Origin of the sequence: Schaalia suimastitidis DSM 15538, assembly GCF_000429105.1 — a bacterium.
Taxonomy (GTDB): Bacteria; Actinomycetota; Actinomycetes; order Actinomycetales; family Actinomycetaceae; genus Pauljensenia; species Pauljensenia suimastitidis.
This window is the reverse complement of the sequence record NZ_KE386848.1, coordinates 427,988-452,792: the sequence shown is the minus strand read 5'-3', so window position 1 is coordinate 452,792 and position 24,805 is coordinate 427,988. Positions and strand designations below refer to the sequence as shown.

The following is a 24,805-nucleotide window of genomic DNA, read 5'->3' as shown; positions in this document are numbered from 1 at the left end:
CATCATGGGTTGTGGGCGTGTAGGTGCCCTACTTGCAACGACGTTAGACAGCCAAGGGCATTCCGTAGCTGTCATTGACTCTGACCCCAAGGCTTTCGTCCGCCTCGGGCAGGATTTCTCTGGCCGACGTGTCACGGGACTCGGGATGGATCGGGACGCATTGCGCCAAGCAGGTATCAAAGATGCCTATGCCTTTGCTGCGGTATCTAATGGCGACAATTCCAATATCATTGCCGCACGCATTGCCCGAGAAACCTTCAATGTGGAGCGCGTGGTGGCACGTATCTACGACCCCACCCGAGCCTTGGTATACGAACGTCTCGGCATCCCAACGGTCGCCACCGTACAGCGCACCACTGCCTCGGTGCTGCGGCGCCTGCTTCCGCCATCGGCAGCCGTGACGTGGACCCATCCCACCGGTATGGTCTCGATGGTGACAGCAACCCCCGTAGCCCCCTGGTACGGTATTGCATTCCCGGTGGTGGAAGAACTCACCGGCGAACGTATCGCATTTGTCTCCAGACTTGGCACTGCAATGCCTGCACGCAGCGACATGGTGGTCCAAGAACATGACCAGTTGTATTTTGCAATCGGCGGCACCGACCCAACACCGTTGCGTGCGATACTCACCCGCGCGCCACGATTGGAGAATTAAAAGATGAAGATCGTCATTGCTGGGGCAGGTTCCGTTGGCCGCACGGTTGCCCTAGAGCTCATTGACCACGGCCACGACGTCACACTTATTGACAACGCTCCCGACCAAATCCGGGTCGCTTCGGTTGCCGATGCTGATTGGGTCCTCGCAGATGCCTGTTCGCCTGATTCATTAAAAGATACTGGCCTTGAATCCGCTGATGTTTTAGTGGCCGCAACCGGCGACGATAAAGCGAACCTGGTCATTTCGCTACTCGCTAAAACGGAGTTTGCCGTCCCACGTGTCGTTGCCCGTCTCAACAACCCGAAAAACGAGTGGTTATTCGACGGCGCATGGGGTGTTGATGTACTCGTATCAACGCCGAAAATCGTCACCGCTCTAGTAGAAGAAGCAGTGAGTGTCGGTACCGCCGTAAGGCTCTTTTCCTTTAATGCTGCCCGCGTATCAATGTACGCCCTGGTACTGCCCAGCACGTCACCGGTTATTGGCAAACAGGTCAATAACTTAGGGCTTCCCCCGAAGGTTGTACTGTCTGCCTTACTGCGTGATGAGCGTCCGATCAGTGTTGGTCCTGACGACACAGTAGAAGCCGAAGACGAACTGCTGCTTCTGGTCCCCGATTCTGACCGCACGCTTGTCGACGAGGTGACACATATCCTCGTCGGCAACCACCCGGTACGAGGCTGACAACGACAAGATATGTGCAACAAAAGGCAAAAGGCGCTGTTTCGGATGGGATAGTCCCCGCCTGCGCCATATCGCCTTTACCGGTACCGCCTTAGTTTCGGCGGTTACGCAAAGCGGTCAGTTCAGGCGCAATCAACAGCCACGTTATCCACGCACCTAAGCCAAATAGTGGCAGCCCAAGGATTAGTTTCGCAACACCAAGCTGAGCAACCATACCTGCATACCACAGCGGATATTGAATGGCCAGGCGCAAAATAAACACTGCGGCCCAGACCCATGTTGCAGCCCACGCCCGCGCGCGTAATGACACGTGGGTACTATCGGTATCTGACCACCACGTGCGCGGCAGTGAATACACCACCTGAAGTGCCACACCGATAAGTGGACGGCGGACAAGCAACGATATCAGCATCACACTGGAAAAGACGGCTGCACTAATAAGTCCGCCAATAAAAAAGTCCTGCCCACGCCCAGATGTCCACGCCCACAATGCACCGATACCAATACCCGCAATCGCCCCGGATAAAGCCTGCGTCATATTCTGACGTTGAATGAGGCGCGCAAGACACAGGAGTGCTGCAACGACGCCTGTCACGACAAGCGAGAGACGCAGCTGCGTTGTGACAACGTAGGTGACAACAAAAACCAGCGAGGGCACCACAGACTCCACCATGCCGCGCCAGCCTCCGACAGCCTCGGTAAGTGAGAATTGCTGGGAATCAAGTTGACCCAGGATGCCGCTGCGAGTGTTGCCAGGTGTGTCGTGGTGTTGCGTCACGATCGCTCCGCACTGATTAGCCGATATAACGGGTTAATGACAATATTCTTTTCGTGGTCAGCTCCAACGACCCCTTGGACCTCCACACGCGAACCGACATGAAGGCCCGGAATATCACGTCGGCCGGGCCACCGAAGCTCGATGCTGCCACTTGGATCCGACAGGCGCGCAGTCAATAACATCGAGGCATTCGCTGGAGAAAATGTCTTCGACTCAACGGTACCGACCAGACGGACACGTTCACGTCGCCGAACCGCGCCAATGGGGGTGGCAGGAGTTGGCGCGTCATCATGGATGGCTCGCGAGGCGCCGTGGGGTACGCGCACTGTCGTCAAAGGCGCACGAGGTGAGACCCTTAGGGAAGTGAAGAAAGATCTCCACGTGCGGCGTTTATGCATTGCGCGCAGCTGGTAGGGAAAGGGGGAGAACGTCGAGGCGTGCGCGAGGTTTTTCGTCACGCACGACAACGAGCCGGTCAATGACTTTCTCCACATCCGCACCCACGGCCTCGTCTATTGCTGCGGGACCCACCACGCTGAGCCGAGCAAACCAACGGTCGCCTTCACATCCAATAATGCGTGTATAGGACGTGTGTTTAGCGCCGTCGGGTCCAGCGACGGGCGCTGCGACGTGAAGCTCGACGCCGTAGCGGCCTTCAACCTCATCGACCGTCGCACCGTCAGCCTGTAGACCGTCACGCATTTGGCTGCGCAGCTCGTCCCATACGCCGCCTGAGCGTGGGGCGGCGGCAACGGTAATCAGCAGACCTGAGTTACCTAAGACCAGGAAAACGCCAAGGATATTTTTCTTATCCTCAGACATCTGTGTCTGCACCTGCATACCCGGCACGACCGGAATACGCAACGACCCCATATCGACATACCCGACCGAGGTATCGACCTCGGCCGCACTACGCGGACCTGGCTGATTCCAAATCTCGTGGTCCTGCGCCAGAGTCGGCCGCACCTGCCCATGTGAGCGAGCCTCATCCTGACGATCTTCGTCGTAAGAGGCACCTATTTCACGGGCAGAGAGTCGTTTTTTCTTTCGGCTGAAGAACATCTCCCTCGCCTCAGATCGCGCACTCAGTGCACACGGGCTGTCCGGCGTCGTCGTGATAGGCGATCTGAGAAATGTGATGGACTAAGAAACACTGCGAACACGTGAATTCGTTGTCTTGGCGCGGAACGACGTGAACAGTAAGTTCTTCCTTTGACAGGTCCGCGCCGGGAAGCTCAAAATTCTCGGCCGCTTCATTTTCGTCTTCGTCAACATTGGCAGAGCCAGCGTCATTTCGACGAGACTTCAGTTCCTCAATGGAATCCTCAGCAACTTCGTCCTCATTTTTGCGAGGTGCATCGTAGTCGGTTGCCATTGCGGTTCTCCCTTCGCATCTGCGAGAAGCACTCGCTCCTGATGAGTTCATGCAGCGCAGGCAGGGTACCACATTTTTAACGGAGTTCACACCTAAACGAGGTCGCGCCCCCTGTCTTGATGTTTGTCGCCATGAGTTTTGGACACGCCCAGGCATCTGGAGCACTATTCTTTCTTTATCTGAGAGTATGCGCACGATAGGTGGAAACGGGAGGTGCCAATTGATTCAGCTTGACCTGCTCGGCGTCGGCGCAGATGGGCACACATTGGTATTCACCGACTCACAAGGGGAACGTTATACCGTTGCCATCACTGACGAACTCAGGGGTTGCGTCAGACGCGACCGACCGGTCCTGGAAGCGATTGCAACGCCTGGCACCCCTCAGCTTCGACCCAAAGATATTCAAGCTCTTCTTCGTGCCGGCGCATCACCTGAGGATATCGCCCGCGATCACGGCCTTGAGGTGCAGCAGGTCCTACGGTACGAAGGTCCGGTCAAAGCAGAACAAGATTACGCGTTGTCACGCGCCCTCGGTACACATATTGGGGACGACGAGGATGCGCCAATTGTCGGGGATCTTGTGGTGGATCGCTTGGCGGCACGTGGTGTCGACGCGTCAACCCTGGCATGGTCTGCACGCCGCGAAGGTAGCGGTCCGTGGGAAATCTGTTTGACATTCGTTCAAGGGGCAGCCGAAATCGGTGCACATTGGACACTCAGCAGCTCCGGCCAATTGGATGCCATTGACCAGGAGGCCAAGTGGCTCACTGAAACTGTGTCACTGACACCTACATCATCAATCTTCACTCCGCTTCCACCAAATGTTATCGGTGATGCCAGTGCAGATGATCTCAGTCGACGCGAAGCCCTGATCGACGATCTCAATGCTGCCCGCGGAAAACGACAGCCTGTCGAAATTGACTGCGATGACGACGACGATTACGAGGCTTTTTTAGCTGAGCAATCCCCCAGCACCCCGCCGTCCTCTGGAACACATACCACCTCAGGCGGTATCGCCTCGGCAATTTCTGCCCGAATTCTCTCGCTTGCCCACACGACGTCCCCCACCGCGCCTACTGGGACGGAGAATGCCGCGACAACGGTTGACGAAGGGACCACTAGCAACGATGCCGAGGCCGTGCTACCCGGTCTTGATACACTCACGCCAGCGCCCGACCGCACTAAACGCAAATCTGGACGCCGCTCAGTCCCCTCATGGGACGAAATTGTCTTTGGATCAAAGCCATAGGGCAGCAGCGCACTACGAGCACTATTACTGAAAATTATTCCGGTACCGCATACCACCTGATTCATTACAGCAAGCCTGTTGTGGAATATGGCACCGTGGTTGTTTTCGCTCATCTACTATAGGAGATATCCAGAACTCGCTTCTGGCGTCCGTCAACACCTTCTGCCGCGAGTGAGGTAACACGATGAGTAACATCCCTCCCCCCAATCCCACGCAACCTGATGGCACTACGCCTGATCCGTCCACTCAGCCATATACACCGGCATACACACCCGCTTCTGAGGCAGCACAACCTACGGGTTATCCAGGGGCCGCACCAGAATACCCCACGCAATATGACGCTTCCTACGGGCAGTCGGCTCAACCATACGGCCAATCGCCCACAACCACCCCGTACGATGCGCCCTACGGGCAGCCACCGAGTGCGACGGCACCTTACGCGCAGGGTGCCTACGGGCAGCAGCCAGCACCTGAACAGCCTTACGGATATGCACCTACCGCTTCAACTACGCCCTATGGGACGCCAACTGGTGCCGCGCCTGCATATGGTCAAGCTCCATATGGGGCCGCGATGGTGCAATCGAAACCAATGTCGGTGATGGCCATCATTTCAATGGTCGTTGCTCTGATTGCCTTGCTGATGGCGTGGATTCCTTACGTCAATATCGTCGCAATTCTCATGGCGGTTATTGCTGTTATCCTCGGCATCGTTGGAATCGTCCAAACACGCCCCAACGCTTCTAAGCGTGGTATGGGCTTTGCCATTGCCGGCGTAACACTTTCTGTCATCACACTGGTCGTGGCAATCGTCATTAATTTTGCAGTGACCTCGGTCCTGAACGAAGTGAGCACGCAGACGAGTTATCAATCGTCCACGACTGATTCCACAAGTGCAGATGAGTCCACCTCAAGCAGTTCAACGGGCGCAGATGATAGTAGTTCCACGTCCGAGGCATTGCCGACCGGTGGTCCAGCCTTGGCAGAAGGACCCATCGCTGACAACATCACCATTCGTCTTCTTGATGGGACACTTTCAGTGCCCGACATGGACGGAAAGCCTACGTTCGCCCTCACCTGGGAAATGGTCAATAACCGCGTGAGTGAGACCGCTGGCCTTTTCGACTACTCGATGGAAGCTACCCAGAATGGGCAGGTCCTGGAAGAGGCCTACTACTTGGATGAAGAGCCGGTAGGCTACGACCCTCTCGCCTCACTTGAATCAGTAGACCCTGGCAAATCCTTCACGCAAGTTACCGGGTTTGTCCTTATCGACGAAACCTCGCCAGTGAGAATTGAGGTCAGTGGACTTTTCGACTTCGATAAAGAACAGGTCGTGGTCTACGAGTTCACCCTCTGAACCTTGTCACCATTGTGGGGTCCTACCAGTTGGTAGGACCCCACAATTCTTACATGTCTCGTGGCCTTCAGGCGAGACACGTGCCCCTCAGGCTAGACGTATGACAGGTATCAGCATTTCGGCAGATGTCAGCGACCCGTGAACACCGACAAGGGAAATCGCCCCAGCACTTTGCGTCCGCGAGTCAACCACCCCGTACCCCTGTCGCATAAAAGCAACGAAATCCCCCACTAGGGACAGGCCCGGCCCATCTCCCATCAGCGCAGCAAGGTCTGCGCGTGTCACAACCCAGGCCCGCTCCCCTAAATAGTCACGCCACCTGCGCAACACCGCATCAGCGTGCCCCGCTTCGCAATGCACATGCACCGCGCGCGTTTCCCCTGCGAGTACGCGAGTTCCTTCTCGCAACGCAGCCGTATGTGCACAGTCAACAAGGTCACGCTGCTCAACATCCACCATCCCATGGTCCGCTGTTAATACAGCTCGCACCCCAGACGGTAACTGCCGAAGCAAGGTCAATAGGCCCCGATCAAAGTCTTCCAATGCCCCTGCCCATTCATGTGAGGCAACACCGCGCCCATGGCCAATATGGTCGATATCCGACCAATACAGGTAGACCACCTGAGTACCTTCGCGTAGTTCGGCCAGCGCCGCTTGGCACCGCGCCTCCCACGACACAGCACCCACATGACGTGCACCCCGCAGCGCGGCACGCGTCAAACCAGAGTTCGCGAAGGCCGGAGGCGAAATAACGGCAGATGTGACACCTGCGTGGGTAAGAGCAGTAAAGTGCGGAGTCACCTCCTGCCATCGGCACGGATCAACGTCGGGGGCAAAAGCCAGAAGGTTCATCAGCGCATCATTGTCGAATACGCTGTACCCCACCATCCGTGTTGCGCCAGGTTGAGCGCCTGTAGCGAAGGCAGTGATTGCGGCAGCTGTCGTCGATGGCACCACAGTATGCGCACAGTAAGTGGTATCCCGCAATGCTCGTAGCGTCGCTGCGTGTCCGTAATGTCTGTTCAGCGACTCCCAGCCCAAGCCATCGACGAGAATCAGTAGTACCTGCTGTCCACGGTCCAGATCCCAATCATCGCGGCGCTTGGGCAAAGCCCCTGGCAGTGCATCGTCAATGGTGGCAATGGCGCCACCGAAAACCTCAGTCAGCAGAAAATCCGTCGCATCGGGTAACGCAGCGCCTTCGATACGCAGCCGAGTAATGATGTCAGTCACGGTGAGGCCGCCGCGCGATAGCCGCACAAAGCGCGTCAACGAAAACCTGTGCACGCTCCACTGCACCGCTACCTTCAGCAGCATCAGCAATGCGAATCGTCAGATCATCAGGAAATACCGGACCTTGCCACCCATGATCAGCCGTGCAGTCCGGGTCCTCGCAGGCACCAGGTAGGATTTCCATGCGTTTCGTCCCGCCTAAGTTCAAAGAGATGGTGATCTCGCTGGGATTACCACCGTTTTCCGGCCCGGCGACGTATTCCATCACCGACAAGCCGGTGAGTGCATCAAGCGGGTGCACAGCGGTGGCAACCCCGGCACCACCGTTTTCTAACTCATCAACATGGATATGTACAAAAACGTCAGTGCCCAGCGCGGCAAGCGTCAAATGGCGAAACATTGACCCATGATCAAATGCCGCATCGATCTGATGGATCAATGCCCGAGGCTCCTCACCACCCAAGGCACGGGTCAACGCCCGCTCCACAATGGCAGGGTAAAACCCCCACTTTTCAATATCAGTTTTAATACTCATCACTCACATTGTGCCCCTAACCGGCGTGGGAGTCTAAGTAGACAGGCAATACCTGACCAAAATGGACACCATGCGCATGAAAGAACAGCCGTTACCTCTTCCTACCGATGAGAATATTTCGGAAATTGACGTCTCGGACGAAATGCGCACCAGTTTCCTCGAATACGCCGTATCGGTTATCCACGCACGTGCGTTGCCAGATGCACGCGACGGCCTCAAACCCGTTCAACGACGCATTTTGTTCCAAATGGATCAAATGGGCCTGCGTCCCGACAAAGGACACGTGAAATCCCAACGTGTTGTCGGCGAAGTGATGGGCAAACTCCACCCACACGGTGACTCGGCAATTTACGACGCCCTAGTCCGCCTCGCCCAGCCCTTTAACCTACGCGTACCGCTGATCGACGGGCATGGAAATTTCGGCTCACTTGATGACGGTCCGGCCGCTGCCCGCTACACAGAAGCACGCCTGGCCCCTGCCGCGATGGACCTTGTTGGTGGCTTGGACGAGGACACCGTCAATTTTGTTCCCAACTACGACAACCAATTTATGCAACCGGAGGTACTACCCGCCGCATTCCCGCAGCTATTAGTCAACGGCGCTTCCGGTATCGCCGTTGGGATGGCAACCAATATCGCACCCCACAACCTGTCCGAGACAATTGCTGCGGCTTGCCACCTCCTGGCGCACCCCGATGCCACTACTGAAGACCTCATGCGTTTTGTCCCCGGCCCAGACCTACCCGAAGGCGGCGTCATCGTCGGCCTTGACGGGATTAAAGAGGCATACGAAACGGGGAGAGGATCCTTTCGAACCCGCGCGAAGGTAACAACCGAGCGTGTCACTGCACGCAAGATGGGGCTGGTCGTTACCGAATTGCCTTATATGGTTGGCCCCGAAAAAGTGATCGAAAAAATTAAAGAACACGTGTCGGCAGGCAGACTCAAAGGTATTTCGTCGGTACAAAACCTCACCGATCGAATTCACGGACTGCGCTTAGTCATTGAAGTCAAAAACGGATTCAACCCTGAAGCGGTGCTTCAGCAGCTTTACCAGCGCACCCCGTTAGAAGGTTCCTTCTCAATTAATGCCGTTGCCCTGGTCGAAGGCCAGCCGCGCACAATGGGTTTGAAAGATATGCTGCGCGTATTCCTTGACCACCGCGTCTCGGTTACACGTCGGCGCTGCGAATATCGCCTCGGCAAATACAGTGACCGCCTGCACCTGGTTGAAGGCCTCCTCATTGCTGTCCTCGACATTGACGACGTAATCGCCATTATTCGTTCTTCTGACAGCGTTGATATTGCGCGCACCCGCCTTCAAACGGCTTTTGATCTTTCCGAGCTGCAAGCCAACCACATCCTTGAACTCCGTTTGAGACGGTTGACGAAGTTTTCGCGACTCGAACTCGAATCCGAGCGTGATGAGCTTGCCAATAATATTGCTCAGCTACAAGAAATCCTCGCCTCCCAAGCGTTACTTCATGACATGGTCACAGGTGAGTTACGTGATGTTGCGACCCGTTTAGGCACGCCTCGACGCACGCTGCTACTTGCCGCCGCTGGCACCGAAGCGGTGGCAGCGCAAGGTTCTTCTGATGCCGCTCTGGCCGCTGCCCTGCCAGCAACCGGACGTGGCACCAAAGGCCTTGCGCTTGAAATTGCTGATGAACCCTGCACCGTGGTGCTGTGTGCCCACGGTGCTTTAGCGCGCGTCGAAGGTGCAGACCCTCTTGAGGTGGGCCCGCGTGCTGCTCACGACGGATGGAAAGCCCTGTTGCCCTCCACTGTTCGGTCCCAGGTTGCTGTGGTCACCGCCGACGGTATGGCTCACCGTATCGAAGTCGTGGATTTGCCGGCACTGCCGCGTTTCGAAACGGGACTGTCATTTGCTGCAGCCACCCCAGCGCAGTTGCTTATTCACAGTGATTCTCCTGCTGTGGGGCTTTTAGATCCGCAAGCCGCGACAATTATGGCAATGGGGACAGCCCGGGGCGTCGTTAAGCGACTCAAAGCCGATGTACTGCAACGCGACCACTGGGAAGTGATTGCGTTGGACGATGGCGACAGTCTCGTTGGTTTTGCTCCCGCCGAAGACGATGCGGAACTCGTTTTTATTACCTCCGATGCGCAACTACTGCGTACTCCGGCCGCAAAGGTGCGTCCGCAGGGACGGTCCGCAGGTGGTATGGCAGGTATCAACCTTGCCCCTGGCGCTCAGGCCATCGGTTTTTGGGTCGTTGATGCCATTGACGAGGCGGCAGTCGTCACTGTGGCAGCGGCCGAGGGCGCTCTCCCGGGCACTGGTCAAACCACTGTAAAGGTCACGCCGTTCGCACTGTATCCGCAAAAGGGTCGAGGCACGCAGGGGGTACGCGTCCAGCGTTTCCTAAAAGGTGAAGACCGGCTTGATATTGCGTGGGTTGGTGCCCGCTCCCCTAGGGCGGCCTCTGCTGATGGATCACCGGTGACCCTACCTGGTGAAGATCCGCGTCGTGACGGCTCCGGTTCGCCATTAAGTTTCGCTATTGCTTACCTCGGCTAATTGACGAGGCCACCGCCGTCTTTGGGTTACCGTGCGCGCCCGCCATGATCGTGTGTTACTGCGAAGTTTGGCGTGTGCTGCTGCAGTGACCACTGGTGGATGAGATTGTGGTAGCACCCTGGCGGGACTAGGCCGAAATGACAACGCAGGTCAAGTTTTGAACTCGATGGTGTCGCGGGAAGGTTCAGACCTCAATGGCATAAAGCCGTGATTGCCCAACAGTTCTAAAACCCAGATAGTCATAGACTGCCAGTGCGCCAGAGTGGTTCGCTGAGCCTATACCTACGCCTGTTCGGTCCATTCCGTCGGCCGCCTGAGCTTTCATTGACGCCACGATGAGGGCATCAACCACGCGGTTATTGCGGTAGGCCTGATCGACACCCATTTGGTCGATATAGCCTTCTTTCCACCCTAGCGCCGCCCAATCTTGAACATAGCGTGACGCAATAAGGAAGCCTGCTACGCGTGGCCTATCGCCACGCCGATCAGCAACAACGAAAGACCACTCTGGGACGAATGCCGTCCGTCCCATCAACCATTGCTCTTGTGTGATGGGTGGCCGCCCCCATTCCTGTTCGGAAATACGATTAGCTGCCTGTCGCGCAGGTTCCTCCCATTGATCACTCCACGCTTCTAATGTGAGGAATCGGTTCAGTGTGGGTGTTTCAGGGATACGTGTGAGGTCTGCACGCAACTCATAGTAGGTCCGCGCCCAATGGAACCCACGTTTTTTCAGGTGAAATTCGTGGTCTTCTTGGCCGGTTTCCACCAGGGCAACGATTTGTGCGGGACCTGCCGCGTCGCACGTTGCCAACATGGATCGTGCGGTTGCCTCTTGCCATTCGACTAAAGAGCCACCAAGTCCGATCAGACGAAAAGCAGGGTCCACGCCACCTTGGCATACGCATTCCACATGTCCAGGGAACCGCATTGCGACCTGCGCGAATGCCACCATACGTCCTTTTGCAATGCCCTTGGTAGCAAAACCGGCGACACCTCGCCACTGTGCTGCAGCAGTCAGCATCTCGGCGACTTCTTCAATCGAGGTGCGAAACGGCGGATTATCCCGAGCCTCGATACGCGCGAAAAGACTTGCTAAGGCGTGTAAATGTGCGGGTTCAAGAGCCACCCACTCGACACCATGATGCGAGGGAGGCATCGCAACTGTCAGCGGAGCTGATATGCGCTGCCGAATCGGTAGTGCGCCAGTATTAGTGTTTTCTGGCATATGCTCTACCTCCTTCGTTATCGGATCGGTGCTGCCAGTGATGGAGACGTATCGTCGGTGAGGCACCTAGTAGTCGATGGAATACAATACCTGGGCACGATCGTCCACGAAGCCATGGCGTTCAAATAGTGCGTGATAATCTGCCGCCAGTTTCGGATCAACATCCACGCCCAGACGATGAATACCCGACGCTGCTGCCTCGGCACAAGCCCATCCAAGAAGATAGCCGACCCACTGTTCCCATTGTGGGTGGGAAGGGGCGATCATCAGGCTGTCAATATACGCCTCCGCACTGCCGGTAAGCACCCACCGCGCCGCTGGGCGTCCCACAAGACACTGCGCCACCGCCTCGCCAGTGACGGCATTTTCAAGCGTTAATGCCCACCGTTTGTCGCATGGCGGCACCGTGTCAGACCATCGTGCGCCGCGCAGCGGCACCTGATAATGATGCTTGAATACGTCATCTAAGGACGCCGAGCGGAGCGTGCCCGCGTCGAGGTTGCGCGCACGGTATCCGGTGGGGAGCGTCGGCATTACTTCCGAGCCTTCGATTTCACGATACATCACTTGGAAACTTCGTTTAGCTGAAAAGCCCGCCGCAATACACAACCGTCTGCGATCGGTCATATGCGAATCAACTAAATTAATGATGGAGGCAGGTCCTTCGTAGTGTGCGCCGAAGATTTCAACGAGCATTTGACGTGCACGTCCATCCTGCCAGTACAGCAGCGAACGCCCAATACCCCGTCCACGCCAAAGCGGATCAACAACTGCTTTAAAGGTTGCTGATACGGGCATATGGGTATCGCGATAGACCTTCACGCTGGCAACCGCTGCAATTTGGCGCTGCGCATCGAGTCCGACAATGGTGTCGATGTATTCGCGCCCATAAGCGCCTTCCACCATATCTGCGATATCCGTGGGCGTGGTGGCGCCAATAGCATGATCGCTAATCTCCGTGCGCCGACATAAATCGTAGACTGCTGGTGCGTCGGCGCTGATCAGTGAACGCCAACGTAGTCCAAGATGTTTTCCGGGATAAGGCACGGACTGTGGTGCGTTGAGTCGCTGCTCGAGTCCGGTCATGGCCTCTATTCTACGTTTATTTCAGGCCTTTAGTCGCACGCGTGGACGAGCGGTGGACTCTTCTACACACCGGGTGGCGCAGTCAGTGGCATGTGCAGACCGCACCAATAAGTGACGTTACGGTGGCTTGATGCGGGAAGCGCCGGTTAAGCGTCGATACGTTCGCGGTCAAGGTGCGCAGCCTCGTCCACGATGAAATCTCTACGTGGACCGACAACCGATCCCATCAGCAGTTCAAACACGTCTTCGGCCTGTCGGAGCGCCTCTTCATCTGCGAGGGTGATGCGACGCAGCGAGCGATGAGTAGGATCCATCGTAGTTTCAGCAAGCTGGTCTGCGTCCATTTCGCCTAGGCCTTTATAGCGCTGAATGGGTTCCTTCCAGCTCCGTCCCGCTTTGCGTAACGAGGCCAGGGCGCGGTGCATTTCTTCTTCGGAGTAGGTGTAGATCAATTCGCGAGGTTTCTTACCCTTTGCGAGGACCTCGATACGGTGAAGTGGTGGTACCGCAGCGTAAACACGGCCTTGCTCAACCAGTGGCCGCATATAGCGGAAAAATAGGGTCAGTAAGAGCGTGCGGATATGTGCACCGTCAACGTCGGCATCTGTCATGAGGATAACTTTGCCGTAACGGGCCTGTTCGATATCGAAGGTACGTCCTGAACCTGCACCGATCACCTGAATAATGTTGGCGCATTCGGCGTTGGCAAGCATATCGGCTGTGGAGGCTTTTTGGACGTTCAAAATCTTTCCACGTATGGGGAATAACGCCTGGAATTGACTGTTGCGCGCTGCTTTGGCCGTGCCAAGCGCAGAGTCGCCTTCCACGATAAAGAGTTCCGTTTGGGTGACATCTTCGCTGCGACAGTCGGCAAGCTTTGCAGGTAGCGACGAGGTTTCCAGCGCGTTCTTTCGGCGTGAAATTTCTTTATGTAGGCGTGCCGACACGCGGGACTTCATTTCGCCCACGATTTTTTCTAGGAGAAGCGACGTTTGTTGTTTGTCGTCACGTTTCGTGGAGGAAAACTTCTGTTCCAGCCATTCTCCGACAATACGTGCCACCACAGTACGCACCTGCGGGGTGCCGAGTACCTCTTTCGTTTGTCCTTCGAATTGCGGCTCAGGAAAACGCACAGTAACCACTGCGGTGAGTCCAGCTTGCACGTCCTCTTTTTCGGGACGCCCATCTTTAGGTCCTACTTTGAGTTTGCGTGCCGCTTTATCGACCTGTGAACGAATAACTTTCAGCAGTGCTTGTTCAAAACCAGCAAGGTGAGTTCCGCCCTTAGGGGTCGCAATAATATTGACGAAACTTTGAATGTGTGTGTCGTAGCCCACGCCCCACCGAAGGGCACAGTCGACTTGGCAGGAACGCTCAACTTCGGTGGCTTTAAGGTGACCGGTTGTGGCATCTAATGCCTGCACGGTTTCAGTGAAGGTGCCTTCACCAGTAATATGCCAAATATCGGTCACTGCCCCGTCACTGGCCAGCCAGTGTGCGAAGTCAACAACGCCGCCATCGAAACGGAAGGATTCGTGAAGGACTTCGTCGCCTCGTTCATCCCAGCAGTTTATTGTGAGCCCCGGTACTAGGAAGGCTGTTTGCCGTGCGCGGTCAAGCAGGTCAGCCCATCTAAAGCCTTCTGATGAGGGGAAGATTTGGAAGTCAGCCCAAAATCGGACGCGGGTGCCGGTCACGCCTTTTTTGACCTTGCCGCTGACTTTGAGTTTCGACGACTGAGTAAAGGGGGCAAAGGGAGAATTTGGCGTCCGTTGAAGCGTATCGTCAAATTCTCCAGGTTCGCCACGCCTAAAGCACATCGCATGCGTCTTCCCTGCGCGGTCAACCTCAACATCCATCCGTGCTGACAGTGCGTTCACTACCGAGGCGCCAACGCCGTGTAGGCCACCCGAAGAAGAATAGGATCCGTTGCCGAATTTACCGCCAGCGTGAAGTTTTGTGTAGACAACCTCTACGCCTGACAAACCGACACCCGGCACTTCATCGACGGGCACGCCTCGGCCATTATCTGCGACCGACGCAGAATGATCGGGGTGCAGACGCACGGTGATGGTGTCGCAGTGACCTTCGAGGGCTTCATCAACTGCATTGTCGATGATTTCCCACAGGCAATGCATTAGTCCGCGATAGTCAGTGGAGCCAATGTACATGCCGGGACGTTTGCGGACAGCCTCAAGTCCTTCAAGAACTGAAAGGTGTCGCGCGTTGTAGTCAGATGAAACGGATGGAGTCACCCGACAATAGTAGGGAAGCGTGGGACAAAATGCCCGCTCCCCCGCCGCTTGAACGCTAGTGTGACCAAAATACGCCAGTGGCGAAATCGTGTGGACCAACGCGCATTTGCTAGGCAGACGTGTTGTGATGGAGCTATGACAGTTGCTGCAAGTACCGTAATTGAACCACCCGCCCAGCTTCTCACAGCTGCCGATCGCTGTGACGTATGTGGGTCACGGGCGTGGGTTCGCGCAACTTTGGCTTCTGGCCCCCTGCATTTTTGCGCCCACCATGCGCGTGGCCATGTTGAGGCACTGAGGCGCACAGCCATCGAAATCGTTGACGAACGCCATCTCCTTATTGCCGAGGAAAATGCTTTCTAAGGCGCTTTCGTGCATGCACCTATAGGCACGGCAGACTGGAAAGCGACTACCCTTGTCAACTAAGGTGGTTTCGAGCACTATTTCTAAGGAGTCCTCGTATGGGTCTATTTTCATCAAAGGCACCTGAACCGGTCACCCCCGCCATTAGTCGAGAACGTATTACAGCAATCTTTGACAAAGAGGGATGGAATTACCACATTGACAATGAGGGCGACCTTGGTGGCATGTGGGATGACAATAACTTCCATTTCATGCTTCGTGGGAACGACAAAGAAATTTTGATGATTCTTGGTCGCTGGCATGACAATCTTCCCATTGAAAAACTGGAACAGCTTCGCGAATTCATCACCACGTGGCACCGCACAAAGCTGTGGCCCAAGTGTTACCACCGCATTGACGACGAAGGTAAGATCCGCGTCTTCACCGAGGTGGCCATTGATCACGAACATGGCGCCAACGACGATCAGCTTGCTCAACACATTCACTGTGCGCTTGCTACGTCAAATCAGTTCTTTAAAGCACTCGTCGAAGAAGTCGACGCCTAGTCGCTCTTGCACTATTACGGAAGGGAAAGATCATGGCGTGGTTTTCCAAATCTGAACCGGCTGACTCCATTCGCCCAATCTCGCAGGAGCGTTTGGTCGAGCTGTTCAAAAAAGAAGGCTGGCATTACGACATAGACGGAGACGGCGACCTCGGAGGCCGTTGGGATAACGGGTATTTCTTCTTTATCCTGGCGGGTAAAGCCAAAGAAATCCTCCACATTTCGGCACGTATGCGCGAAGAGATTCCAGCGGAGGTTGCTGATGAATTCCTCGTCTTCATTGAAGACTGGCACCGCGAGAAAATTTGGCCCAAGCTTTACCATCACTACAACGATGCTGGGCAGATGTTCCTCCATGCTGAAGTGAATGTTGACTACGAATTCGGCGCAACCGACGCGCAACTTATGCAGCAGATACACTGCGCACTTGGCACGTCCCTTCAAGCGTTCAAGACAGCCAAGGAACGTTTTAATCTGTCATCGCCAGACGACTGAGTAAGTTTGGTGTAGTGGCGTTGTTTGCTCGCGCGACTGCACACGTTCTCGCTGCAGCATACAAAGCCAATACGCCCATGCGATAGCGCGCATGCCCCGCACTGAAAGTGGGAGGATCCAATGTGGATCCTCCCACTTTCAGTGCGGGGCACCGTGTCCTTTGGCCTAACGCCAAGGCTGATTGCCTGTTGCCCTATTAGTCGAGGTAGTCGCGCAGTACCTGTGAGCGAGACGGGTGACGCAATTTCGACATGGTCTTTGATTCGATCTGTCGAATACGTTCGCGTGTCACACCGTACACCTTGCCAATTTCATCCAGGGTCTTTGGTTGACCGTCACCAAGACCAAAACGCATTGACACCACACCTGCTTCGCGTTCTGACAGGGTATCTAGGACGCGGTGCAGTTGTTCCTGCAACAATGTGAAAGAAACGGCATCAGCTGGAACGATGGCTTCGGAGTCTTCAATAAGGTCACCGAACTCAGAGTCGCCGTCTTCACCCAGCGGTGTATGCAATGAAATCGGTTCACGCCCATATTTTTGTACTTCGACGACCTTTTCGGCGGTCATATCGAGTTCTTTGGCCAATTCTTCAGGCGTAGGTTCACGACCAAGATCCTGAAGCATCTGCCGCTGCACGCGAGCAAGTTTGTTGATGACTTCAACCATGTGCACGGGTATACGAATGGTGCGCGCTTGATCCGCCATTGCGCGGGTAATCGCCTGACGGATCCACCATGTTGCATAGGTCGAGAATTTATATCCCTTGGTGTAATCGAATTTTTCGACCGCCCGGATCAGACCAAGGTTACCTTCTTGAATGAGGTCCAAGAATTGCATGCCACGTCCGGTGTAGCGCTTAGCTAAGGACACCACTAGACGCAGATTCGCCTCGAGAAGATGGTTTTTCGCCTGTTGCCCGTCCTGAGACAGGAAATGCAGTTCACGCCGCTCTTTCGACGTCATTTCCTCAGCGTTGTGTTTGAGTTTGTATTCAGCGTACAGACCCGCTTCAATGCGCCTCGCAAGGTCAACTTCCTGTTCGGCATTGAGCAACGACACCTTGCCGATCTGCTTAAGGTAATCCTTGACCGGGTCCGCTGTCGCACCAGCAACCGTCACCTGCTGGACTGGTTCGTCGGTATCGTCCGAATCGGAAACAACGAAGCCACCCTTGACCTTAATACCTTCAAGGGTTCTTTCACGTAACTGCGCGCCGTCAGAGGCTACCGGGTCTTCCTCAGCTTCTTCCTCTTCATCAACATCGTCGACGACATCGTCATCAGAAAGTTCAATATCTTCAACTTCTTCAGGTGAGACATCAGGGTCGTCAACATCGACCTCGTCGACCACGAGATCGTCTTCCGATGCTGACGCATCCACATCTTCGACTACTACCTCAACTGTTTCCTTTGAGGCTTTCGCACTTGCCTTGGCTGCCGTTTTCTTAGGCACAGCCTTCTTTTTCGTGGCCTTTTCAGGCTCTACCGCTTCGACGACTTCGCTGTCCTTTGAGGTCGGCGACTTCTTTTTCGTGGCGGTTTTACGTGTCGAGGCTTTCGCGGCACTCTTACGCGTCGTGGTCTTTTCCGAGGTGCTCGTCGCGGCGGGATCTGCCTTGGTTGCGCTCACACGGAACCCTTTCTGGCGGAGGGGATAATACGCCGATCGGTCTGGCCGATGGCAAACACGTCTACCATTATAATCTGTGGTGCATATTTTGCCTCTTTTTACCCCACTCTCCCCCTGTGTGATCTGTCGCCCGAGTTGTGCATAGTGCCCATGTGCCGTACAAGAACCGTAAGCTTAAACCATGCCTTCACTCACTGACTCTTTGCCGCAACTACGATCCCACGTTGACGATGCCACCCTTTCGTTATGTGACGAGCTGTTGTCACAGTTGGCGTCCACATTGGCAAGTCAGGAGCTTCACGAGGCGGCGCTCCGTCAGGTCACAGGAGGCAAGCGTTTCCGGGGTATTTTTGCGCTACTCGGCGCAGAGCTCGTCTCGCCCGAGAAAGACGCACCCCTCGCATTAGCCGCTGCCTTGGAGTTTTACCAGGCAAGTGCGCTCGCTCACGACGATCTCATCGATCATGCGTCGACGAGGCGCGGGCAGCCAACGCCTCATGTCGCCTTCACTGCGCTGCACCGCGAACGGCACTGGTCCAATAACCCACAAAACTTTGGCACCGCCTCGGCAATTTTGCTCGGTGACCTCCTGCTGTCGCTGGCCGAAATGGCCCTAGGTCAGCAGTGCCGCACTCTAGCTAGCCAGGATGTACATCGGTTGCGTCACCGTTTTTCTGCGATGCATGCCCAGGTCACCATCGGACAGTACATGGATATCCGCGCTGAACACCTGCCACTGGATGACAAGGATGCGACATGTGTGAATTTTGATGATGCCATCGCGGTCGTGGAACGCAAGGCAGCCCACTATTCAGTGGTCCAGCCATTCCTTCTTGGCGCCACATACGCCGCAGCGCCGTCGTCGACCGTGGATGCCTTAGAAAAAGTGCTATTGCCTTGGGGTATCGCATTCCAACTCCGCGATGATGACCTGGGGGTTTTCGGACAGAGCACCACAACAGGTAAACCTGCTGGCGATGACTTACGTGAAGGTAAACGCACGGCGCTGTTGGCCATCACGTGGCGTAATGCCACCACCGCTGAGCGCGCCGTATTACGGTCGGTGCTTGGGCACGCAAAGGCTGATCCTGCAGATATTGCTCGCGCCACCCGTATCGTTGCTGAACGGGGAAAAAGCGAGCACGAGGCATTGATAACTCAGCTGGTTGAGCGTGGCTTCGAGCATCTGGCTGAAATTGACTCCCTCCCTACCGAAACCCTGGCAGAAGTTGCGCAGATCGTCACCCACCGGTCGGCCTAAGACCTCCACGCGGTTCGTGACGACACTACGCGCGTTAGGACGTCACATACGTGAGGACAGCGCTACACGCTTGAGGACCACGCGACGTGCATGCGACGAAAAACTGCCGCGCCGAGGCTGTGGCGGCAATGTCCAACAGCTCTCCCGTTGCGCGCAACGTCACCGTACCAGCGGTGCCGAGAGCGCCAGCGCTACAGTACTGACATCCCCTTACTGCGCCAACATCACAGCGCTAGCGCTGCTGCGATGACATTGACACGATGATGCCGCCCTTGCAGAAGCGCATCCATTGGCGTTTGACCCAGTTCGTCATTTTCGGTGTAAAGCCATGCCGCGGTCTCTTCTGGACTAAAGCCACCATCAGCCAATAGCGTCAGCGTGCCCGGCAAATTTTCCAGGAGCTCCCACCCGAACTCTCCTTTGACCAGCAGGTCAGCAGGAACTGCAAGTTGACCGTCATCGCCACGCACCATAAACAGAAGATGATCGCGTTGCAGTTGCTTAATGCGTCGCGGTTCAATACCGAGGCGCCGTGCTGTTTCGTCAATAGAAAGCAAGTCTTGAGCGTTAGCCATACACCTAGCCTAAAGGTCACAGTCTCTTTCGTGCCACGACCACGCCGCCGTCGGTGAGTCCACAGGCGGCATTGATCCTTTAGAATCCAACCGTGAAGGAAACTGACGACATGCCCCCTGAGGAAAATGCTGCGGTTGTAGACCCGCTGATAGGTATGCTCGTCGACGAACGCTACCGAGTAACCTCGCGGCTCGCACGCGGTGGTATGGCCAGCGTCTATGTTGCAGACGATGAGCGACTGGATCGTCCGGTGGCATTGAAGGTCATGCACCCTCATTTGGCTGATTCAGCTGACTTCGTTGCCCGTTTCCGCCGTGAAGCACGGTCAGCGGCACGTATCGTGCATCCTGGCGTGGTATCCGTATTTGACCAAGGAGTGGTTGCCGGACAGGGTTTCCTTGTGATGGAACTCATCGAGGGGACCAATCTTCGACGGGAATTGCGCGCGCGTGGAAGTTTCACCGTGGCACGCAGCCTCACCATCATTCAGGAGATCCTAGAAGCCTTGGGGGCTGCCCACCGAGTTGGCGTCATCCATCGTGACATCAAGCCGGAAAACGTCCTGATGGACCATCACGGGCGCATTCGCGTCACAGACTTCGGGCTTGCCCGGGCCGCCTCAGAAACATCCTTTTCTTCAACCGGCACAATGTTGGGCACCGTGTCTTATGTCGCCCCCGAAATGCTGACACGCGGCGAAGCTGATGCCCGGACCGACGTGTATTCCGTTGGCGTCATGCTTTACGAGATGCTGACTGGCACAGTTCCATGGGCGCAGGAAACAGCCATTCAGGTGGCAATGCACCACGCGAATGACGACATACCTGCGCCATCGCAGGCGCAGCCGTGGTTGCCCACTGAAATCGATGACCTTGTTGCTGCCCTGACTGCGCGCGACCCTGATAGTCGACCCACGGTCGCCTCAGAAGCTGTCGAACTCGTGGCCCGTACCGCCGCAGCTTTGCCCGAAGACATTGCCCAACGCAGTGCTGAGATTGAACCTGTCGGCGACGATGCCGATGATTGTCATACCGATCGTTTGGAGCCATTACAAGCCACTCAAGCACTCCCCGCTTCGGTACGCGCCGGTGCTCAGACAACGGTGCATACCGCTCCGTCGCAGCACGCACCGGTGACGTTAAAGAAAAAGCGGAAAAAACTCATTGTTCTCATCGTCGTGCTCCTGGCTCTTGTGGCAGCAGGCTCAGCCTCAGCATGGTGGTGGTGGAATGAGTACGGGCCGGGTGCCTATCTCCAAGTTCCACAGCTCAGCGGCATGACTCTTGAAGAAGCACAAAGTACCCTTGATGGTCTTGGCATTCGAAGTTTAACGGACGTCGAATTCTCTGACGACGTTGAGACTGGGAAGGTGATTACGACCGACCCACCGGGCGGAGGCTCCGTTCACAAAAATGGGGAGGTTCGCCTCGTCGTATCCAAGGGTGTGGACATGCGCGTAGTTCCCGACCTCGTTGAGGCAACACGCGATGCAGCCGAGGAGGCACTTGCCACCGCTGGGCTTGCAGTTGGAGCGGTCACCGAGGAATGGTCCGAAAGTATTCCATTGGGCAGTGTCATCAGCCAATCGGTCGCCCCCTCTTCCCTACTCAAACACGATGAGCCCGTTGATTTTGTCGTGTCGAAAGGTAGAGAGCCGATACCGGTACCTGAGCTGGTGAGTCTCACTGCCGATCAAGCGCGCGCTGCTTTGGAGGCACTGGGCTTAGTAGCAAATCCATCTGAGGACTTTTCAGAGACGGTTGCAGCAGGTGTCGTCATCTCGCAGGGGACGGCAGCACACACAGAACTTCACCGAGGTGACACTGTGTCATATGTCGTGTCGAAGGGTCCGCCGCTGGTTGAAGTGCCTAATGTATTTGGCAGCCAACGGGATGTCGCCAAGCAACTGCTGGAAAATGCTGGATTCCAAGTGCAAGTCGAGGCGCTCCTCGGTGGTGTATTCGGTACGGTACGGTCAACCGATCCTGAGGCAGGCACGCTACTGCCCAAAGGTTCCGTCGTCACATTGAAGATCGTCTAATCCCCGCGCACGCGACACACGATACGGCGCCTTTCAAGAATCCAGTGATGATCATCACACCTTCGCGCGCGGATGCCAGGAGGCGGCAGCGTGGACGTGTCGCGTTTGTTGGATCGGATAGATCGCATCACCCTTCAATGCGCCAGCGAGACCGCCCAGCGCAGCGCGGCAAATTGATCACGTCGCTAGTTGCGACGCAGCAGTTCAGCGACCTGGAATGCCATCTCTAAAGACTGCTGGTGGTTAAGGCGAGGGTCAACCACTGTTTCATAGCGGCGACGCAGTCCTTCATCGTCGAGTTCTTCTGACCCGCCCACGATTTCCGTCACGTCGTCACCAGTAAGTTCCACATGGATTCCACCTGGGACTGTGCCAACATCTTCGTGCGCTTCGAAGAAGCCTCGCACTTCATCCATAATCGTCTCGAAGCGTCGGGTTTTATAGCCCGTTGACGATGTGATCGTATTGCCGTGCATGGGGTCAGTCGTCCACGTCACTGGGCGACCATCTGCAACCGATGCCTCCAAAAGGGGTGGCAGAACATCACGTATCTTGTCAGCCCCCATGCGGGTAATGAAGGTCAGACGTCCTTCTTCACCGTCAGGGTTGAGCCTTTCCACCAATCCCAACATTTGCGACACAGACGTCGTTGGACCTAATTTGACGCCAATGGGATTACGCACCCTTGCTAAAAGCTCGATATGCGCACCCTCGAGATCGCGAGTCCGCTCCCCTATCCACAGGAAATGCCCCGAGGTGTTGTAGGCGTCTCCACTGCGGGAGTCGATGCGGGTCATTGCTGACTCGTACTCCAGCAGCAAAGCCTCGTGGGAGGAATACAGGTCAACCTCGCGCATCGCCTCGAAATTGGCTCCCGCTGCCTCCATAAACTTCACTGCGCGGTGAATTTCCTCTGCGAGAGATTCGTACTTCGCGTAGGCAGGATTTTGGGTAAAACCTCGGTTCCAGTGGTGAACCAAGCGTAGGTCCGCGTAACCGCCCTTAGTGAACGCCCGAATCAAATTAAGGGTCGACGAGGCATGATGGTAGAGCTCAAGAAGGCGTGCAGGATCAGGAATCCGCGCCTGTGGTGTGAACTCATAGGAGTTCACCGCGTCACCTCGGTATGACGGCAGGGTTACGCCGTCACGGGTTTCCATATCCGCTGAACGAGGCTTCGCATACTGTCCGGCAATTCGCCCGATTTTCACCACGGGCAGTGAGGCACCGTAGGTAAGCACTACGGCCATTTGCAGCAATGTTTGGATTTTCAACCGAAGGTGGTCTGCTGTGGCTTCAGCGAAGGTTTCCGCACAGTCGCCACCGGTAAGAACAAATGCGTCACCGCGACCTGCTGCGCCAAGCCATGCACGCAAGTCATCCACTTCTCCAGCGAAAACGAGCGGCGGTTGTCGCCGCAACACCGTGGTGACATCTTCGACGGCATCGCGGTCAGGATAGTGCGGTTGTTGAAGTGCTTCCCTGCTACGCCAGGTATCCCACGGGGCAGCGATACCGGCATCGGGCGCGGACAGTCGTTCGGGCGCAGCGCCACGCAGCGGAGCATTGTGTGCTCCGCTGCGCCCGCTGCCCGGAATTGGGGGAACTGTCACTTGGCTGCCGGAACCAGGTCCTGGCCAATACGAGCCATGAGGTCAACAAACCACTGTTGGGTCACATCGAAGGGCTTGCCACCGGCAATACGTGGGAAGGGAATGGCGCACAGGCGGTCACCATTTTCTTCATCGTGACCAATAACGCCCGCTTCGCCACGCAATGCGCATTCAACAGCAAGGTCGGTCATGGATTTGATCAAACGCAGATCGTCCGCATTGGCACGGGAGGAGCGTGAGAAATAGCCTGACTTTTGGACCATGACTTTCTCAGCACCAATACGTTCAGCGAATTGCTTGGCGAACCACTGACCGGGGTTGATGGTATCGAGCTTCACGTGGCCGAAGGGGTCGCGCTGTACTTCAACGCCTGCGGCTTCCATTTCGGCAATGATTTCAGGTACGCCAGCGCCTTCTGACAGGAAGATATTGACGTTGCCAAGTTCATCCATGATGGTGCGAAGACGTGTCGCTTCGGTATCAATATCGAAAGCCATTTCGGGAAGGAATACGGCGTGCACTGACCAACGTTCCTTGGAAAGGCCGATAGACGGCACCCATTCCTGCGTGTCTGTCCATTTCGTGTATTCAGCGGCGGCGGCGGCGGTCAGCCATCCGCAGTGACGCCCCATCACCTCGTGAATAATGAGCATACGAGGATTTGAGCGGTGTTCACCGATGATGTTTTGCGCATACTCAGAGGCTTCTTCGGCTGCTGTCCACGCGCCAAGGGACTGGCGAATGGGCACCACGTCATTGTCAATGGTCTTGGGTAGGCCGACAACGGTGAGTTCGTAGTTGTTTTCATGCAGGTATGCGGCGAGGTCAGCTGCAGTGGTATTCGTGTCGTCACCGCCGATGGTGTGGAGCACATCGACGCCATCTTTACGCAGTTGTTCTGCAGCCTTTTCCAGGGGGTTTTCACCTTCGGCAACAAGACCACGTTCAACGAGGTTCTTCGCGTTGGTGAGTTTGACACGCGAGTTACCAATAGGTGAGCCGCCAAAACGGTGCAGAATTGCGGCATGTTGACGGGCTTGCTCGTCAACGACGACGAAATTACCGGTCAGCAAACCGTGGTAGCCGTTCTGGTAAGCGATGATCTCGATGGACGGATCAATTTCGTTGTAGCGCTCGATGAGGCCGCCAACAGCGGAGGACAAGCAGGGAGCAAAACCACCCGCAGTAAGCAGGGCGACACGGCGGACCGTCATGGGTGACACCTTTCACAAAAGCGGAGCAGGCCGGTTGGCCCGCACGTCATTGGTTATTCTAGTGGGTTTCTTGCGGGCGGTC

The 24,805-nt window shown here is 55.9% G+C and carries 23 protein-coding genes; 10 read left to right on the top strand and 13 right to left on the bottom strand.

Translation table 11 applies throughout. The features are described 5' to 3' along the window. The first annotated feature begins 4 nt into the window (after positions 1-4). Both G438_RS0108920 and G438_RS0108915 read left to right on the top strand, forming a co-directional pair. Complete coding sequence (locus G438_RS0108920; protein ID WP_034285984.1) at positions 5-655, top strand: potassium channel family protein; 651 nt, start codon at positions 5-7, stop codon at positions 653-655. 3 nt (positions 656-658) lie between these two features. Next, the gene (locus G438_RS0108915) at positions 659-1,342 is read left to right on the top strand and encodes a potassium channel family protein (protein ID WP_026461023.1); all 684 of its coding nucleotides are present in this window, start codon (positions 659-661) and stop codon (positions 1,340-1,342) included. Between the two features lie 91 nt (positions 1,343-1,433). On the opposite strand, the gene G438_RS0108910 is transcribed toward G438_RS0108915, so the two are convergent. From G438_RS0108910 to G438_RS0108895, 4 genes are read right to left on the bottom strand one after another with little or no spacing between them, the layout of a single operon-like run. Continuing rightward, on the bottom strand, positions 1,434-2,120 hold the full coding sequence (locus G438_RS0108910; protein ID WP_051259449.1) for a DUF3159 domain-containing protein: 687 nt from the start codon (positions 2,118-2,120) through the stop codon (positions 1,434-1,436). Next, on the bottom strand, positions 2,117-2,518 hold the full coding sequence (locus tag G438_RS11585) for a single stranded DNA-binding domain-containing protein (protein ID WP_131245871.1): 402 nt from the start codon (positions 2,516-2,518) through the stop codon (positions 2,117-2,119). The genes G438_RS0108910 and G438_RS11585 overlap by 4 nt, the downstream gene beginning before the upstream one ends. Continuing rightward, positions 2,511-3,182, bottom strand: coding sequence for a DUF3710 domain-containing protein (locus G438_RS0108900; protein ID WP_084403221.1), 672 nt, complete (start codon positions 3,180-3,182; stop codon positions 2,511-2,513). Before G438_RS0108900 ends, G438_RS11585 begins: the two co-directional genes overlap by 8 nt. A 10-nt stretch (positions 3,183-3,192) precedes the next feature. Continuing rightward, a complete protein-coding gene (locus G438_RS0108895; RefSeq protein WP_026461020.1) occupies positions 3,193-3,495 on the bottom strand; it encodes a DUF4193 domain-containing protein in 303 nt (100 codons plus the stop codon). A gap of 220 nt (positions 3,496-3,715) precedes the next feature. Here G438_RS0108895 and sepH point away from each other — a divergent pair, with 220 nt between their 5' ends. Beyond that, positions 3,716-4,744, top strand: coding sequence for a septation protein SepH (sepH, locus tag G438_RS0108890; RefSeq protein ID WP_026461019.1), 1,029 nt, complete (start codon positions 3,716-3,718; stop codon positions 4,742-4,744). Between the two features lie 184 nt (positions 4,745-4,928). Beyond that, complete coding sequence (locus tag G438_RS0108885) at positions 4,929-6,101, top strand: DUF4190 domain-containing protein (RefSeq protein ID WP_026461018.1); 1,173 nt, start codon at positions 4,929-4,931, stop codon at positions 6,099-6,101. An 87-nt stretch (positions 6,102-6,188) separates the two neighbouring features. Here the strand turns inward: G438_RS0108885 and G438_RS0108880 are convergent, their stop codons facing one another. Next, positions 6,189-7,334, bottom strand: coding sequence for an alkaline phosphatase family protein (locus G438_RS0108880; RefSeq protein ID WP_026461017.1), 1,146 nt, complete (start codon positions 7,332-7,334; stop codon positions 6,189-6,191). Beyond that, entirely contained in the window at positions 7,327-7,869 is a 543-nt protein-coding gene (locus tag G438_RS0108875; protein ID WP_026461016.1) for a DUF5998 family protein, read from the bottom strand. The genes G438_RS0108880 and G438_RS0108875 overlap by 8 nt, the downstream gene beginning before the upstream one ends. Before the next feature lie 70 nt (positions 7,870-7,939). Here G438_RS0108875 and G438_RS0108870 point away from each other — a divergent pair, with 70 nt between their 5' ends. Continuing rightward, positions 7,940-10,414, top strand: coding sequence for a DNA gyrase/topoisomerase IV subunit A (locus G438_RS0108870; RefSeq protein ID WP_026461015.1), 2,475 nt, complete (start codon positions 7,940-7,942; stop codon positions 10,412-10,414). Between the two features lie 184 nt (positions 10,415-10,598). Here G438_RS0108870 and G438_RS0108865 read toward each other — a convergent pair whose 3' ends face one another. The 3 genes from G438_RS0108865 to G438_RS0108855 form a co-directional block, all read right to left on the bottom strand. Beyond that, complete coding sequence (locus tag G438_RS0108865) at positions 10,599-11,642, bottom strand: N-acetyltransferase (protein WP_034285751.1); 1,044 nt, start codon at positions 11,640-11,642, stop codon at positions 10,599-10,601. A gap of 66 nt (positions 11,643-11,708) precedes the next feature. Further along, on the bottom strand, positions 11,709-12,728 hold the full coding sequence (locus tag G438_RS0108860) for a hypothetical protein (protein ID WP_034285748.1): 1,020 nt from the start codon (positions 12,726-12,728) through the stop codon (positions 11,709-11,711). A 146-nt stretch (positions 12,729-12,874) separates the two neighbouring features. After that, positions 12,875-14,899, bottom strand: a complete 2,025-nt coding sequence (locus G438_RS0108855; protein WP_420804727.1) for a DNA gyrase/topoisomerase IV subunit B — start codon at positions 14,897-14,899, stop codon at positions 12,875-12,877. A 219-nt stretch (positions 14,900-15,118) separates the two neighbouring features. Between G438_RS0108855 and G438_RS0108850 the strand changes: the two genes are divergently transcribed. The 3 genes from G438_RS0108850 (at position 15,119) to G438_RS11580 (ending at position 16,385) form a co-directional block, all read left to right on the top strand. Further along, positions 15,119-15,346 (top strand): DUF7455 domain-containing protein, encoded by a 228-nt coding sequence (locus tag G438_RS0108850; protein ID WP_034285746.1) that lies wholly within the window; start codon positions 15,119-15,121, stop codon positions 15,344-15,346. 98 nt (positions 15,347-15,444) lie between these two features. Then, positions 15,445-15,891, top strand: a complete 447-nt coding sequence (locus tag G438_RS0108845) for a type III secretion system chaperone family protein (RefSeq protein WP_026461010.1) — start codon at positions 15,445-15,447, stop codon at positions 15,889-15,891. A gap of 32 nt (positions 15,892-15,923) precedes the next feature. Then, positions 15,924-16,385, top strand: a complete 462-nt coding sequence (locus G438_RS11580; protein ID WP_051259447.1) for a YbjN domain-containing protein — start codon at positions 15,924-15,926, stop codon at positions 16,383-16,385. A 196-nt stretch (positions 16,386-16,581) separates the two neighbouring features. Here G438_RS11580 and G438_RS0108835 read toward each other — a convergent pair whose 3' ends face one another. Beyond that, a complete protein-coding gene (locus tag G438_RS0108835) occupies positions 16,582-18,018 on the bottom strand; it encodes an RNA polymerase sigma factor (RefSeq protein WP_026461009.1) in 1,437 nt (478 codons plus the stop codon). 181 nt (positions 18,019-18,199) lie between these two features. On the opposite strand from G438_RS0108835, the gene G438_RS0108830 reads away from it, so the two are divergent. Beyond that, positions 18,200-19,279, top strand: a complete 1,080-nt coding sequence (locus G438_RS0108830) for a polyprenyl synthetase family protein (RefSeq protein WP_026461008.1) — start codon at positions 18,200-18,202, stop codon at positions 19,277-19,279. A 224-nt stretch (positions 19,280-19,503) separates the two neighbouring features. On the opposite strand, the gene G438_RS0108825 is transcribed toward G438_RS0108830, so the two are convergent. Beyond that, a complete protein-coding gene (locus G438_RS0108825) occupies positions 19,504-19,854 on the bottom strand; it encodes an Rv2175c family DNA-binding protein (RefSeq protein WP_026461007.1) in 351 nt (116 codons plus the stop codon). Between the two features lie 92 nt (positions 19,855-19,946). Here G438_RS0108825 and pknB point away from each other — a divergent pair, with 92 nt between their 5' ends. Further along, a complete protein-coding gene (gene pknB / locus G438_RS0108820) occupies positions 19,947-21,896 on the top strand; it encodes a Stk1 family PASTA domain-containing Ser/Thr kinase (protein WP_338054399.1) in 1,950 nt (649 codons plus the stop codon). Between the two features lie 185 nt (positions 21,897-22,081). On the opposite strand, the gene G438_RS0108815 is transcribed toward pknB, so the two are convergent. Both G438_RS0108815 and G438_RS0108810 read right to left on the bottom strand, forming a co-directional pair. Continuing rightward, positions 22,082-23,509 (bottom strand): class II 3-deoxy-7-phosphoheptulonate synthase, encoded by a 1,428-nt coding sequence (locus G438_RS0108815; RefSeq protein ID WP_026461005.1) that lies wholly within the window; start codon positions 23,507-23,509, stop codon positions 22,082-22,084. Beyond that, positions 23,506-24,723 (bottom strand): pyrophosphate--fructose-6-phosphate 1-phosphotransferase, encoded by a 1,218-nt coding sequence (locus G438_RS0108810; protein ID WP_026461004.1) that lies wholly within the window; start codon positions 24,721-24,723, stop codon positions 23,506-23,508. Before G438_RS0108810 ends, G438_RS0108815 begins: the two co-directional genes overlap by 4 nt. Positions 24,724-24,805 lie beyond the last annotated feature (82 nt).

Excerpts from the sequence above, each read along its gene's own strand:
- G438_RS0108915 (WP_026461023.1), top strand. The coding sequence starts at position 659 with ATGAAGATCGTCATTGCTGGGGCAGGTTCCGTTGGCCGCACGGTTGCC.
- G438_RS0108855 (WP_420804727.1), bottom strand. The coding sequence starts at position 14,899 with ATGTACATTGGCTCCACTGACTATCGCGGACTAATGCATTGCCTGTGG.
- G438_RS0108865 (WP_034285751.1), bottom strand. The coding sequence starts at position 11,642 with ATGCCAGAAAACACTAATACTGGCGCACTACCGATTCGGCAGCGCATA.
- G438_RS11585 (WP_131245871.1), bottom strand. The coding sequence starts at position 2,518 with ATGCATAAACGCCGCACGTGGAGATCTTTCTTCACTTCCCTAAGGGTC.
- G438_RS0108895 (WP_026461020.1), bottom strand. The coding sequence starts at position 3,495 with ATGGCAACCGACTACGATGCACCTCGCAAAAATGAGGACGAAGTTGCT.
- G438_RS0108850 (WP_034285746.1), top strand. The coding sequence starts at position 15,119 with ATGACAGTTGCTGCAAGTACCGTAATTGAACCACCCGCCCAGCTTCTC.
- G438_RS0108810 (WP_026461004.1), bottom strand. The coding sequence starts at position 24,723 with ATGACGGTCCGCCGTGTCGCCCTGCTTACTGCGGGTGGTTTTGCTCCC.
- G438_RS0108885 (WP_026461018.1), top strand. The coding sequence starts at position 4,929 with ATGAGTAACATCCCTCCCCCCAATCCCACGCAACCTGATGGCACTACG.
- G438_RS0108900 (WP_084403221.1), bottom strand. The coding sequence starts at position 3,182 with ATGTTCTTCAGCCGAAAGAAAAAACGACTCTCTGCCCGTGAAATAGGT.
- G438_RS0108825 (WP_026461007.1), bottom strand. The coding sequence starts at position 19,854 with ATGGCTAACGCTCAAGACTTGCTTTCTATTGACGAAACAGCACGGCGC.
- G438_RS0108870 (WP_026461015.1), top strand. The coding sequence starts at position 7,940 with ATGCGCATGAAAGAACAGCCGTTACCTCTTCCTACCGATGAGAATATT.
- G438_RS0108860 (WP_034285748.1), bottom strand. The coding sequence starts at position 12,728 with ATGACCGGACTCGAGCAGCGACTCAACGCACCACAGTCCGTGCCTTAT.
- G438_RS0108845 (WP_026461010.1), top strand. The coding sequence starts at position 15,445 with ATGGGTCTATTTTCATCAAAGGCACCTGAACCGGTCACCCCCGCCATT.
- G438_RS0108920 (WP_034285984.1), top strand. The coding sequence starts at position 5 with ATGGGTTGTGGGCGTGTAGGTGCCCTACTTGCAACGACGTTAGACAGC.
- G438_RS0108830 (WP_026461008.1), top strand. The coding sequence starts at position 18,200 with ATGCCTTCACTCACTGACTCTTTGCCGCAACTACGATCCCACGTTGAC.
- G438_RS0108875 (WP_026461016.1), bottom strand. The coding sequence starts at position 7,869 with ATGAGTATTAAAACTGATATTGAAAAGTGGGGGTTTTACCCTGCCATT.
- G438_RS11580 (WP_051259447.1), top strand. The coding sequence starts at position 15,924 with ATGGCGTGGTTTTCCAAATCTGAACCGGCTGACTCCATTCGCCCAATC.